The sequence below is a fragment of the Arthrobacter sp. DMZ02-1R genome (assembly GCF_057747935.1).
Window position 1 is genome coordinate 257,504 of sequence record NZ_CM173230.1, and the last position, 12,311, is coordinate 269,814.

The 12,311-nt window shown below is 62.4% G+C and carries 12 protein-coding genes; 8 read left to right on the plus strand and 4 right to left on the minus strand.

Annotation, left to right across the window (positions count from 1 at the left end):
- The first annotated feature begins 26 nt into the window (after positions 1-26).
- Together AC3ANQ_RS01185 and AC3ANQ_RS01190 are read left to right on the plus strand one after the other, a co-directional pair.
- Positions 27-1,970, plus strand: a complete 1,944-nt coding sequence (locus tag AC3ANQ_RS01185) for a PTS mannitol transporter subunit IICBA (RefSeq protein WP_488303423.1) — start codon at positions 27-29, stop codon at positions 1,968-1,970.
- Positions 1,970-3,118 (plus strand): mannitol-1-phosphate 5-dehydrogenase, encoded by a 1,149-nt coding sequence (locus AC3ANQ_RS01190; protein WP_488303424.1) that lies wholly within the window; start codon positions 1,970-1,972, stop codon positions 3,116-3,118. Before AC3ANQ_RS01185 ends, AC3ANQ_RS01190 begins: the two co-directional genes overlap by 1 nt.
- A gap of 246 nt (positions 3,119-3,364) precedes the next feature.
- Here the strand turns inward: AC3ANQ_RS01190 and AC3ANQ_RS01195 are convergent, their stop codons facing one another.
- Positions 3,365-3,853 (minus strand): MarR family winged helix-turn-helix transcriptional regulator, encoded by a 489-nt coding sequence (locus AC3ANQ_RS01195; protein WP_488303425.1) that lies wholly within the window; start codon positions 3,851-3,853, stop codon positions 3,365-3,367.
- 60 nt (positions 3,854-3,913) lie between these two features.
- Here AC3ANQ_RS01195 and AC3ANQ_RS01200 point away from each other — a divergent pair, with 60 nt between their 5' ends.
- From AC3ANQ_RS01200 to AC3ANQ_RS01215, 4 genes are all read left to right on the plus strand, one after another.
- Positions 3,914-4,642, plus strand: coding sequence for an NAD(P)-dependent oxidoreductase (locus AC3ANQ_RS01200; protein ID WP_488303426.1), 729 nt, complete (start codon positions 3,914-3,916; stop codon positions 4,640-4,642).
- Between the two features lie 342 nt (positions 4,643-4,984).
- Entirely contained in the window at positions 4,985-5,488 is a 504-nt protein-coding gene (locus tag AC3ANQ_RS01205; protein WP_488303427.1) for a GNAT family N-acetyltransferase, read from the plus strand.
- Positions 5,489-5,570: 82 nt separating this feature from the next.
- On the plus strand, positions 5,571-6,017 hold the full coding sequence (locus AC3ANQ_RS01210; RefSeq protein ID WP_488303428.1) for a MarR family winged helix-turn-helix transcriptional regulator: 447 nt from the start codon (positions 5,571-5,573) through the stop codon (positions 6,015-6,017).
- Between the two features lie 26 nt (positions 6,018-6,043).
- Complete coding sequence (locus AC3ANQ_RS01215; RefSeq protein ID WP_488303429.1) at positions 6,044-7,270, plus strand: MFS transporter; 1,227 nt, start codon at positions 6,044-6,046, stop codon at positions 7,268-7,270.
- Between the two features lie 167 nt (positions 7,271-7,437).
- Here the strand turns inward: AC3ANQ_RS01215 and AC3ANQ_RS01220 are convergent, their stop codons facing one another.
- Together AC3ANQ_RS01220 and rraA are read right to left on the minus strand one after the other, a co-directional pair.
- Positions 7,438-9,090: an MDR family MFS transporter gene (locus AC3ANQ_RS01220; protein ID WP_488303430.1), complete on the minus strand. Its 1,653-nt coding sequence runs from the start codon at positions 9,088-9,090 to the stop codon at positions 7,438-7,440.
- Positions 9,091-9,199: 109 nt separating this feature from the next.
- Entirely contained in the window at positions 9,200-9,676 is a 477-nt protein-coding gene (rraA, locus tag AC3ANQ_RS01225) for a ribonuclease E activity regulator RraA (RefSeq protein ID WP_488303431.1), read from the minus strand.
- A gap of 170 nt (positions 9,677-9,846) precedes the next feature.
- On the opposite strand from rraA, the gene AC3ANQ_RS01230 reads away from it, so the two are divergent.
- Together AC3ANQ_RS01230 and AC3ANQ_RS01235 are read left to right on the plus strand one after the other, a co-directional pair.
- Positions 9,847-11,175 (plus strand): MFS transporter, encoded by a 1,329-nt coding sequence (locus AC3ANQ_RS01230; protein ID WP_488303432.1) that lies wholly within the window; start codon positions 9,847-9,849, stop codon positions 11,173-11,175.
- 120 nt (positions 11,176-11,295) lie between these two features.
- Positions 11,296-11,898 (plus strand): TetR/AcrR family transcriptional regulator, encoded by a 603-nt coding sequence (locus AC3ANQ_RS01235; protein ID WP_488303433.1) that lies wholly within the window; start codon positions 11,296-11,298, stop codon positions 11,896-11,898.
- A 67-nt stretch (positions 11,899-11,965) separates the two neighbouring features.
- Here AC3ANQ_RS01235 and AC3ANQ_RS01240 read toward each other — a convergent pair whose 3' ends face one another.
- Complete coding sequence (locus AC3ANQ_RS01240; RefSeq protein ID WP_488303434.1) at positions 11,966-12,136, minus strand: hypothetical protein; 171 nt, start codon at positions 12,134-12,136, stop codon at positions 11,966-11,968.
- Between the last annotated feature and the right edge of the window lie 175 nt (positions 12,137-12,311).

Below are 12,311 nucleotides of genomic sequence, written 5' to 3' on the forward strand. Positions count from 1 at the left end.
GCGGGACTCACGTTAGGAATTCACACATGGCAACAGTGACCGTTGCGAAGCCGCGCACCAGCCTGCGCGTTGGTGTCCAAAAGTTCGGAACTTTCCTCTCCGGCATGATCATGCCCAACATCGGGGCCTTCATTGCATGGGGCATCATTACCGCCCTGTTCATTCCGGCCGGGTTCTTTCCCAATGCGGACCTAGCCAAGCTGGTGGGCCCGATGATCACATACCTGCTGCCCCTCCTGATCGGTTACACCGGCGGTCGGGCGGTCCATGGGATCCGCGGCGGCGTGGTTGGAGCCGCAGCCACCATGGGTGTGATTGTTGGTACGGACATCCCGATGTTCATCGGTGCCATGCTTATGGGTCCGCTCACGGCCTGGATCATGAAGAAGCTCGACAAGGTTTGGGAAGGCCGGGTCAAGCCGGGCTTCGAGATGCTGATCGACAACTTCTCCGCCGGCATCGTCGGTGCCGCCCTGGCCATCTTCGGCATGTTGGTGATTGGCCCTGTGGTGAAGGCCTTCAGCGATGGTGCCAGCGCCGTCGTCGAATTCCTCGTCCACAACGGCCTGCTGCCGCTCACCAGCATCTTCATCGAACCGGCCAAGGTTCTGTTCCTCAACAACGCTGTCAACCACGGCATCCTTACGCCACTGGGCACTGAACAGGCGCTGCAAAACGGCAAGTCCATCCTGTTCCTGCTTGAAGCCAACCCCGGTCCGGGCGTCGGCGTCTTGCTCGCATACATGTTCTTCGGCAAGGGTTTGGCACGCGCTTCCGCTCCCGGCGCCGCGCTCATCCAGTTCGTTGGCGGCATCCACGAGATCTACTTCCCGTACATTCTCATGAAGCCGATCCTCATCCTCGCCACGATCGGCGGCGGCATGACCGGCATCTTCACCCTGGTGGTCACCGGCGCAGGCTTGCGTTCGCCGGCAGCCCCGGGCAGTATCATCGCGGTCTTTGCCGCGACCGCGAAAGACAGCTACATCGGCGTGGGACTCTCTGTGCTCCTCGCAGCCACAGTGTCCTTCCTCATCGCCTCCGTGATCCTGCGGACCAGCAAAACCACCGATGTGGACGCGCTGGGCCAGGCAACGTCCAGGATGGAAGAGCTCAAGGGCAAGAAGAGCTCTGTTTCCTCCGCCCTCCTGGGCGCCGGTGGCGGTACCGCCGTCCTGACCCGTCCTATCGAGAACATCGTGTTTGCGTGCGACGCCGGCATGGGCTCGAGCGCCATGGGCGCCTCGGTGCTGCGAAACAAGATCAAGGCAGCCGGTTTCCCGGACGTCAAGGTCACCAATTCTGCCATTGCCAACCTCAGCGACACCTACGACGTCGTGGTCACGCACCAGGACCTGACCGAGCGCGCCCGCCCGGTTACCTCCAGCGCCGTGCACGTCTCCGTGGACAACTTCATGAACAGTCCCCGGTACGAAGAGATCGTGGAACTGGTCAAGAGCAGCAATTCCGGTACCGCTGCCGAGGAGACCACGACGGCGGCCGAGCCTGCCGCCCAGCCGGCCACCGCCGTCGAGGGCAAGGACGTCCTGCTCGCCGAAAGCGTGGTCCTCAACGGCACCGCGACGGACCGTGACTCGGCCATCGACGAGGCAGGCAAGCTCCTGCTGGACCGCGGCTCCGTAGACATGGGCTACATTCAAGCCATGCATGAGCGCGAGGAATCCGTGTCCACGTACATGGGCAGCTTCCTTGCCATCCCGCACGGCACCAACGCCGCAAAGAACCACATCCTGCACTCCGGTGTGTCGATCGTCCGCTACCCCGAAGGCATCGACTGGGGCGGCAAGCAGGTCAAGTTCGTCGTCGGCGTCGCCGGCATCGACAACGAGCACCTCCACATCCTGTCCTCCATCGCCAAGATCTTCACGGACAAGGCGCAAGTGGCCCAGCTTGAGCAGGCCGGGTCGGTACAGGAACTGCTGGATCTGTTCGGAAAGGTCAACGCGTAGTGAAGGCAGTCCATTTTGGGGCCGGGAACATCGGACGGGGATTCGTCGGCTTGCTGCTGCACGAGGCTGGATATGAGGTGGTCTTCGCCGACGTCGCGGACGCCTTGATCAGCCAGCTCGCCTCCGCATCCTCCTACGAGGTCCACGAGGTTGGCGAAAATGCGGCGGTCAAGACCGTGTCCGGTTTCCGGGCCCTGAATTCGGGCTCCGAGGAGGCTGCCGTCGTCGCGGAAATCGCGACGGCGGACCTCGTCACCACAGCGGTGGGGCCGCACATCCTCAAGTTCGTGGCGCCGGTGATCGCGCGCGGCCTGGCTGGCCGGTCGCCGTCGTTGGCTCCGCTCCAGGTCATGGCCTGCGAGAACGCGATCAACGCGACGGACCTGCTGCATTCGGAAGTGCAGGCCGCGTGGGACGGTGCCGCGGGTGACCTTTCCACCGTGGCGGTGTTTGCCAATACCGCGGTGGACAGGATTGTCCCCAACCAGGCGCCCGGCCAGGGCCTGGACGTCACCGTGGAGACCTTCTACGAGTGGGTGATCGACCGGACCCCGTTCGCGGGTACGCCCCCGGTGATTCCGGGAGCGACCTTCGTTGACGAGCTTGGTCCGTACATCGAGCGCAAGCTGTTCACGGTCAACACTGGCCACGCCTCGGCAGCGTACTTCGGCTATGGCGCCGGCTTGGAGAAGATCTCCGAAGCCATGGCTGATGCCTCGGTGGCCGCACGAGTACGGGCCGTGTTGGAGGAAACCAAGCAGCTTCTCGTGGCCAAGCACGGCTTCATCGAGGCCGAGCAGGAAGCGTACGTGCAGAAGATCCTGTCCCGCTTCACCAACCCGTACCTTCCGGACACAGTGAATCGTGTGGGCCGTGCTCCGTTGCGCAAACTGGGCCGGCACGAACGGTTCATCGGCCCGGCCGCGGAGCTCGCCGAGCGGGGAGTCACTCCCGTTGCCTTGCTCGACGCGATGTCCGCTGCCCTGCGTTTCGACGACGGAGCAGACGACGAAGCCGTGGAGCTCACCCGGATGCTCGCCGAAATGGACGCCGCCGAGGCGGTTGAGCGCATTACCGAACTGCCGCCGACGCACCCGCTGTTCCCGCAGGTGCAGAAGCTGATCGAAGACCGCAAGGCCGAGGCCTAAACCCCGCCCTGGACTCTTCGGCTCTGGCCGCCGGGGCTCTGGTCGCCGAGCGACGCTCCTGCAGTTCTGACGGCTTTTTCCCGAACGCTCCTGCAGATCTGCGGGCTTTTTCCCGAACGCTCGCTCACCTTTGGGCCGCTTTCGGGCGATCCTCCTGCAGATCTGACGGCCAAAACGCTCACCCTCCTTCACTTTTGATGTGCAGGAGGGTGAGCGTTTTGGGCCCCAAAGGTGAGCGAGCGTCGATTAGCTGCCGAGCTCTTCCGACGCCGTTCGTCCGGCGGCCTGGACGCGCCGCAGGAAGTCGGTAATGACGGCGATTTCAGCGTCGTCGTAGTCTGCACAGACGGTGTCCATGAGGCTGTTCATTCCCGAGTAGAGGCGGAACATCTCGGCGTTTCTGTCCGGAAGAACCCGGATTACCACGGCGCGCCGGTCGGAGGGATCGCGGTCCCGTGCAATCCAGCCTCCGCGTTCAAGCCGGTCGAGGATGCCGGTCATGGTGGCTGGGTGCAGGCCGGCGTGTTTGGCCAGTACGCTCGGGCTGAGCGGCCCCCGGTTCGAGATCAGGTCAAGGCAATCAAGGTCAACGTCCTTCAGCTCGGCTTGAGTGCCGACCTGGTGATTGAGCACCGATAGTTGCACGCGTACGCCGCGAAGCTCCGCCTTGAGCTCAGCAACAGCACGCCGCCGAAGACGAGGTGTTGCGGCTTCTTGATTTGATATGGAACTCATATGATATCGTTTCTGTATTGTATGGTTTTCCTAGGACAAGAATACCGGAGGCCGCATCACATGAAGATTGCAGTATTCGGGGCAAACGGCCCCACCGGAAGGATTCTCACCGCACAAGCGCTCGACGCCGGACATGTCGTCACCGCTGCCACGCGCAGGCCGCACGATTTCCCGCTTTCCGCTCCCGGCTTACGCGTGGTCGGCGCCGATGTGTACAACCTCGAGGACGTGAGCGCCGTCGTCGAAGGAAATGATGCTGTTCTCTCAACCCTCGGTGTTCCATACAGCCGCCAGCCGATCACGGTTTATTCAGTGGGCACCTGCAACATCATCTGGGCAATGGGCAACCACGGCGTCCGTCGATTGGTCTGCGTGAGCTCAAGCGCCACCGACACGACGGCCGGCCCGCATGGCGGGTTCCTTTTCGACAAAGTGCTGCAGCCTCTCGTTACCAAGCTGCTCGGGAAGACTCTGTACGAGGACATGCGACGAATGGAAACGGCCGTCGCCGCCAGTGGTTTGGACTGGACAATAATGCGGCCCTCCGGCCTTTTCGAGACCGAATCCATCACGGACTACAAGATGGCCGTCGGCTATATCAATGGCATTTTCACGTCACGGACCGACCTTGCGGACTCCATGCTGCAGCAGCTCACCTCGGATGAGTTCGTGCGCAAAACCGTGGCTGTTGCCACATTCGCCCAAAAGCCGAGCCTTGTCCAGCTGCTTTTCCGTGAGGCCAGCAGCAAGAAGGCCGCACCGGATAGCGTGCCCACGGGGAAACTGTAATAACGGCCATGCGTTCCAGTCCGCGGCTCGTATTGCGGCGTTTCTTTTCGTCGGGCTGTTCGCTGGATTCGTGATCGGATTGCTCGTCCTGGAGGGTCACGCCCACCTTTGGCGGGTAGTACGAAGCCCTCTTTCACATGATGTGAAGGAGGGTTTCGGATTGGACCCCCAAAAGTGCAGGAGGGTTTCGGTTTGGACCCCTAAAGTGCAGGAGGGTTTCGGTTTGGACCCCCAAAAGTGCAGGAGGGTCGTGAAAATAGCCGTGGACCATCCAAGAAGTTGCGATTGAACGTTTCACTCAAAATTCGTGCAACAAGTCCCGGGCTGTGTCAGGCTAGTCTTATGAGTCACGCAAATCCAGGAGTAAAGCCGCTGTTGAGCATGGTTCTGGACGAAGGAGTCTTCACGCTCCGCCGGGCCCACTGGGAGGACCTCCCTGCCATTCTGAGATTGCTCGCAGCTGATCAATTGGGCAGTTCCCGCGAAAACGCCGAGGACGTTGGCCCCTATTTGCAGGCATTCCAACAGATTAACGAGGATCCCGCCCAATTGTTGGTGGTAGGCCACTTGAACGGCGCCTGCGTGGCAACCTTCCAGCTGAGTTTCATCCCGGGCTTGGCGCGGAAGGGCTCGCTCCGCTGCCAGATCGAGGCCGTGCGTGTCGCTGCCGAGCTGCGGGACCATGGCGTTGGTGCCGCAATGATGCAGTGGGCCATCGAAGAGGCCAGGCGCCGTGGTTGCACCATGGTCCAGCTCACCAGCGACAAATCCCGCAAGGACGCCCATCGCTTCTATGAACGTCTGGGCTTTGTGGCCAGTCACGAGGGATTGAAGCTGGCGCTGTAGCAAGGAAGCCGAAAAGGGCCCTTGTTAAATGAGGCGCGCATCCCTTGATATTTAGGCATCCTAACTGTTAGGATGCCTAAATATGAGTATCAATCAAGCTGACGATTCGCTCCTCGCCCTCGCCCAATCATTCCGGGAAGCCCTGCGGCAGAGCGTCTACGTAATGCGTCGCCTCGATTCCGAGGAGCAACTCAGTTCGGCTCAGCTTGGCGTCCTCAAGATGGCGCTCGACGGCGGTGCACGCGTCGGGGGGATCGCCCGGAACCTTGGGGTCAAGGTCCCTAGCGCCACGGAGCAGATCATCAAGCTTGAGCGCGCCGGCCTGGTCAAGCGCGAAGCAGACCCGGACGATTCCCGCGCCGTCCGCGTCGCCGCGACGCCGGCGGGGCGTGCCGCCGTCGAGAATGCAGACCGCCGGCGCAACGAATTCATCGCCGGGATTCTCGGGACCCTGAGCCAAGCGGAGCGCGACGCCGTCGAGGCCGCACTTCCGGTGTTCGACAAAATCAACAATTCAGTCCAGAACTAAGACGAGCCAAACTAGGAGAGCAGTCCATGAAAGGCCAGCTCGCAGACCAACTGCAGCCAGCGGAAGAAACCCTCGAGGCCGAGAAAGCCTCGTTCCTCAAGCAGCCCAAGGCTGTGTGGGCCACGGCGATTGCCGCCGTCTTCGCCTTCATGGGCATCGGCTTGGTGGATCCGATCCTGCCGGCCATCGCCAAGAACCTCCAGGCCAGCCCCAGCCAGGTGTCCTTGCTCTTCACGAGTTACTTCCTGGTCACTGCCGTCGCGATGCTCGTGACGGGATTCGTCTCTTCCCGGATCGGCGGCAAGAAGACCCTCATGATCGGCCTGGCCCTGATTGTCGTGTTCGCCTCACTGTCCGGTCTTTCCGGCAGCGTGGGTGAGCTCGTCGGATTCCGCGCCGGCTGGGGACTCGGTAACGCCCTCTTTGTGGCCACCGCGCTTGCCGTGATTGTCGGCGTCGCGAGCGGCGGAACCGGAACCGCCATCATTCTGTACGAGGCCGCCCTCGGCCTGGGCATTTCCCTCGGCCCTCTGCTCGGCGCACTCCTGGGCGGATGGCAGTGGCGCGCACCGTTCTTCGGCACAGCGGTCCTCATGGCGGTTTCCTTCATCGCCCTGATGGTGCTCCTGCCCAAGACTCCGGCCCCGGCAGCGAAGGCTCGCCTCCGTGACCCGCTCCTTGCCTTGGGCCACAAGGGCCTTCGCACCACGGCAGCCAGCGCCCTGTTCTACAACTACGGCTTCTTCACCATCCTGGCCTTCACCCCGTTCATCCTGGGCATGGATGCCTACGGTATCGGCGCAGTGTTCTTCGGCTGGGGCGTGGCCGTGGCTGTGTTCTCAGTCTTCGTGGCGCCCGTGCTGCAGCGGCGCTTCGGCACCACCAACGTCCTGGTCGGCACCCTCGGTGCCCTCTTGCTCGACCTCGCCGGGCTGGGACTGGCCGCGGGGCACTCGGTGACCGCCGTCGTCGTACTGGTCATTGTGGCCGGAGCCCTGCTGGGCATCAACAACACGCTCTACACCGAACTGGCCATGGAAGTTTCCGATTCGCCGCGTCCGGTGGCCTCGGCCGGCTACAACTTTGTGCGCTGGATGGGCGGGGCGCTGGCTCCGTTTGCCGCAGCCCAGCTAGGTGAGCACTTCGGCCCGCAGGTTCCGTTCTTTGCCGCGGCGGTTGCCCTGGCATTCGCGATCCTGGTGGCCGTGGGCGGCCGCCGGTTCCTGAAGTCGCACGAACCGCATCTCGTGTAAGGAGCCCGACGTCGGGCCAAGACAGAGAGCGTCACGCCCCCGGACGTGTCACGCCACGCAAACTCTTGCGTCGCCGTCGGGCACTCCACAGCACGAACGCTGGAAACGGCAACGGCAGGCAGCCCAAAAGACTGCCTGCCGTGACGCGGTTTGGTGCCTAGCGGAACCTAGTGGGCCGAGACCGATTCCTTCGCTGCCGCCTTCGGGTCCGTCAGCTTCTTGTTCGGCAGGGCGAAGCTGATCAGGAACGCGAGGCCGGTCAGCGCCGCTGCGGTCAGCATGACGGCGTCGATCGACTGCGCGAAACCCTCGGTGATAGGCCGGGTGAGTACCGGGTTGGCGTGGTGCAGCCAGCTGGTGTCGTTCAGCGAATCGTTGCTGGCGCCGTTCTTGAAGAAGTCGTACAGCTTGGCGTTGGCGGGATCGGCGGCAACCGCAGGATCCTTGAGCACCTTGAGGTAGTCCGCGTTCCCGATGGCGTCCTTCATGCCCGAGGCGATCTTGTCGGCCGCCAGGCTGAAGAGCATCGAGATGAACACTGCGGTACCCACGGCGCCGCCCATGGAACGGAAGAACGCCGCGGTGGAGGTGCCCACGCCCATATCCTTCGGCGGTACGGACACCTGCATGGCGAGGGTGAGTGGCTGCATGCAGAAGCCCAGGCCCATGCCAAAGAACACGGCGATCAGGCCGGGAACCCACAAGCCGGTGTCCACGCCAAGGGACAGGCCCATGACAACGGCAGCCGCCGTCAGGATGGCCGTGCCGAGAATCGGAAAGATCCGGAAAACGCCCGACGCCGAGATGGTCCGTCCCGCTGTAATGGAACCGAAGAGGATGCCCACCGTGAAGGTGATCATCATGAGGCCGGCTTCGGTGGGGGTGAGGCCCTTGACCAGCTGCAGGTACATCGGGAGCATCGCGATGGCCCCGAACATGCCGATGCCGATGATGAAGTTCAGCAGGGAGGACAGGCCGAAGGTGATGTTCTTGAAGAGCCGCAGGGGAATCAGTGCGTAGTCGCCGGCGCGCTTCTCAACCAGCAGGAACGCGACGATGCCAACGAAGCCCAGCGCGTAGCAGATCCATGAATTGACGGAGGTCCAGCCCCAGCTGCGTCCCTGTTCGGCCACCAGCAGCAGCGGAACGATCGCCAAGGTGATGGCCGCCGCGCCCCAGTAGTCGATCTTCTGCTTGACGTGTTTCGCGGGCAGGTGCAAGTAAAGGAACACCACGGCCAACGCGGCCAGGCCTATGGGCAGGTTGATGAAGAAGACCCAGCGCCAGCCGTAGAAGCCGAGGATGTTGGACGAGCCAGCGAAAGCGCCGCCGATTACGGGACCGAGGACCGAGGAAACGCCAAAGACGGACATGAAATAGCCCTGGTACTTTGCGCGGTCCTTGAGGGCAACGATGTCGCCGATGATGGTTAGGGCGAGCGCCAGCAGACCGCCGGCGCCCATGCCTTGGATCCCGCGGGCAACGGCGAGCTCGGTCATGGAGTGCACCGAACCGGCGTACAAGGAGCCGGCCAGGAAGATCAGGATCGCGGCCAGGTAGAGCGGGCGGCGGCCGAAGATGTCGCTGAGCTTGCCGTACAGCGGGGTGCTCACCGTGGACGTGATGAGGTACGCCGTGGTGGCCCATGCCTGCAAGGACAGGCCATCGAGGTCGTTGGCGATCGTGTAAATGGACGTGGACACGATGGTCTGATCCAGGGAGGACAGGAACATGCCGAGCATGAGGCCCACCATGACGGTCAGCGTCTGACGGTGCGTCAGGACTTCACCGGCGGCCCGGACGGGCGTGGCTTTGGACATTGCTTCTCCAAGGGGTCGAAGAAAAGGGGAATTAAGCAGGATAGTTGCTTTCAGTAACTATCCTAATCGCTCCCGTATTCCCTGTCTTACCCGAATGGGGAGAAAATTGTCACCGCTCTACAAGAATCCCGTCGGGATCGCAGTAGATCAGGTTGCCGGGCTCGATGTGCACTCCGTCGATCACCAAGGCGATGTCCACTTCTCCACGGCCCACTTTGGAGCTCTTCTTGGGATTGCTTCCGAGGGCTTTGACGCCTAAAGGCAGCTTCGCGATCGCCACGCGATCGCGAATGGCCCCATTGATCACGACGCCGGCCCAGCCGTTCGCGACTGCGCTCTCCGCGATCATGTCCCCCATCAGGGCAGTGCGCAGCGAGCCGTAGCCGTCTACGACCAGCACTGCTCCGTCGCCAGGGGTTGCCAGAACGGTCTTTACCAGGGCATTGTCCTCGAAGCACTTGATGGTGCGCGCGGGGCCGTTGAAATGGGAGACCCCGCCAAGGTCCTGGAACTGCAGTGATATTGACTCAACATCTTCGCCGCGCTCGTCGTAAAGATCGGCGGTGTTGATTGGGTTCGCTGGCATGTTCATCGTTGATCCTCCTCGGTCCGTTGGAGTTACCCTAACGGGTGCGGACTCACCCTAGCGCGTCCGGGACGGTCCGCTTGTCCACATAGGTGCCTTCATGACAACGCATCGTACCCCCACAGCGCTAGGCTGAAATCCACACGTCAAGCCGCTAGGGGAGCACCGTCATGAGCCTGTCCGATCTGCCCGGTTCATTGCCTGAAAGGCCCGTGACAGATCCTGCCCACAATCCTGCTCAAACACAAGGTTCGACGACGGCGCTCGCCGAGCCTGTAGAGCGCGTCCGTTCGCTCTGGGTCACCGGAGTGGTGCTTGTCAATGTGGGCATCAACGCTGCCTTCTTCGGCCCCATCCAGGTGTTGCTTGGGCAGCAGGCCATCCACTTTGACGAAGGCCAGAAGGAAGCCATCCTTGCGCTTGTTACGGGGTGCGGCGCCGCTGTGTCGCTGGTGGCGAACCCCTTGTTCGGTGCTTTCAGCGACCGCACCACGTCACGCTTCGGACGGCGCGTACCGTGGGTGCTCCTCGGTGCTATCCTCGGCGCGGCAGCCCTGTTGGCCCTCGCTGGTGCTCCGAACGTGGCCGTCATGACTATTCTGTGGTGCCTTGTCCAGGCCGGCTGCAATGGAGCTTATGCGGCCATCACAGCGGCTATTCCGGACCGGGTGCCGGTGCAACAGCGGGGCGCGGTCGGAGGCCTTGCTGCCTTGGGCCAAACCGTGGGGATCCTGGCGGGCGCGGTGATCGCGTCCGTGGTTTCGGGGAACTTTGCCCTCGGTTATGTCGTGTGCGCCGCTGCGCTGCTGGCTGGCGTCGTGCTCTATCTTTTCAAGAACGACGACGTCCGGCTCCCGGCGGGGGACCGCTCACCCTTCAGGCTGTGGAACTTTCTCAAGGGGTTCTGGGTCTCGCCGGTCAAGTATCCGGATTTCGCGTGGGCCTGGCTGACGAGATTCCTGGTCAATGTCGGCAACCACATGGTCACGTTGTACTTGCTCTTCTTCCTCAAGGATGCCGTGCATCTTGAGGAAATGCAGGGCATCAAGCCTGAGTTCGGGGTTCTCATCCTCACTGGCCTCTATGCCGTCATGGTGATTGTCACAAGCGTGGTGGGTGGTGCCATCAGCGACCGCATGGGCAAACGGAAACCCCTCGTGATTATCTCCTCCATCGTCATTTCGCTAGCTGCCTTGATCCTTGGGTTCGACCCCACCTGGACAGGAGCCATTGCTGGCGCGGTAGTGCTCGGTATCGGCTTTGGTGCCTACCTGGCGGTCGACTTCGCCCTCATTACCCAAGTGCTGCCCACTGCGCTGGACCGGGGCCGGGACCTTGGTGTTATCAATGTGGCCAACTCCTTGCCACAGGTGATTGCGCCGGCGATTGCCCCTTTTTTCGTTGTGTTCTGGGGTGGCTATGTCTCGCTGTACGTGGCCGCAGCTGTTATCGGTCTGCTGGGGGCGGTATTCGTGGTGAAGATCAAGGGCGTCGCATAGCCTGCGAATCCGTTCTCAGGGAACTGACAACTTGCTGCCGTATCATTGTCAGGACGCACCCGGCCTTTGGGGGGCCGCGCTATCTCCCAGAACGAAGCCCAAACCAACAGAACGCCGGAAATGTCCGAACCGAACTCCTTGGAACCGTATTCGCTGGATCTGGCCGCGGGGTTGCCCCAAATGGCGGCCGCTCCCACCACGCCGAGACAGCAACTGCGCTACGCCCGGATACTGAAGACTGCCGCAGGATTCGCCCAGCGGCAGTTCGATACCGTGAGCCTTTCGGACGTATCCACCAGGGCCCACGTTCCGCTGGGGACGCTCTACCGCTACTTTCCGTCCACGGTCCATCTGATGCTTGCGGTCTACCGGCAGCAGCTACGGGAACTCAATGATGCCAAGCCAGCGTCTTCGCGGTGCAGCCAGCAGGAGCTCACCGGACTCGGGATGGAGATTTTCCATATGCGGGTCATGCAGCCCGCCGTCGAACACTGTCTTTCCCGCACGTGGGATACCCGCGATGGTGACATCCCTGTGCTTTTGAGAGACATCGAAGTGCTCTCTGCCGAGATGGTCACAGCGGCGATCGGCGACGCTGGCAGGGCGCGGATTCTGTTGCACGTGATAAGTGGTCTGGTCCAGTCGGTCAACTGCCGTCGGATCTCGCTTTTCGATGCCGAGAAGGACCTGAAAAATGCCTGCAAGTTGATTGCGGACGCGTAGGGCGAGGACGCCAGTCGTCCGGTGCTGCGTGACGGCAGGATCGCGGGTATATCGCTTAGTGGCCTAGCTAATCCAACTCCGGGGGTCTGGTGCGGTCCGTCATTTGAAGGCGTGGATATTCCTCAGCGCCTGTGCACGTCGCCGACAATCTTACGAGGTGAAGCCGGTGCTCGCCCTCGATGGAGACTGCGGCGTGTGCCGTTCCGTGCGTGGCGCCAGCGGTCGCGAGGAGATTCATGGACGCGCCTTCCTCAATTCCGAGAGCAGGAGCCAGTCGGTGCGCTTTTGAAACCGCTGCGCCAGGTTCCAGTCCACCTCCTCGACGGCCCAGCCCCGACCGCACCACCATGCACCCCCTGACCGTTCGGACCTTCGCGGGGCATTTCACCACTGCCGTCCGGGTCGATCATCCG

Coding starts and splice junctions, on each gene's coding strand:
- AC3ANQ_RS01215 (WP_488303429.1), top strand. CDS start 6,044: ATGAAAGGCCAGCTCGCAGACCAACTGCAGCCAGCGGAAGAAACCCTC.
- AC3ANQ_RS01205 (WP_488303427.1), top strand. CDS start 4,985: ATGAGTCACGCAAATCCAGGAGTAAAGCCGCTGTTGAGCATGGTTCTG.
- AC3ANQ_RS01235 (WP_488303433.1), top strand. CDS start 11,296: ATGTCCGAACCGAACTCCTTGGAACCGTATTCGCTGGATCTGGCCGCG.
- AC3ANQ_RS01195 (WP_488303425.1), bottom strand. CDS start 3,853: ATGAGTTCCATATCAAATCAAGAAGCCGCAACACCTCGTCTTCGGCGG.
- AC3ANQ_RS01220 (WP_488303430.1), bottom strand. CDS start 9,090: ATGTCCAAAGCCACGCCCGTCCGGGCCGCCGGTGAAGTCCTGACGCAC.
- AC3ANQ_RS01185 (WP_488303423.1), top strand. CDS start 27: ATGGCAACAGTGACCGTTGCGAAGCCGCGCACCAGCCTGCGCGTTGGT.
- AC3ANQ_RS01230 (WP_488303432.1), top strand. CDS start 9,847: ATGAGCCTGTCCGATCTGCCCGGTTCATTGCCTGAAAGGCCCGTGACA.
- AC3ANQ_RS01200 (WP_488303426.1), top strand. CDS start 3,914: ATGAAGATTGCAGTATTCGGGGCAAACGGCCCCACCGGAAGGATTCTC.
- AC3ANQ_RS01240 (WP_488303434.1), bottom strand. CDS start 12,136: ATGAATCTCCTCGCGACCGCTGGCGCCACGCACGGAACGGCACACGCC.
- AC3ANQ_RS01210 (WP_488303428.1), top strand. CDS start 5,571: ATGAGTATCAATCAAGCTGACGATTCGCTCCTCGCCCTCGCCCAATCA.
- rraA (WP_488303431.1), bottom strand. CDS start 9,676: ATGCCAGCGAACCCAATCAACACCGCCGATCTTTACGACGAGCGCGGC.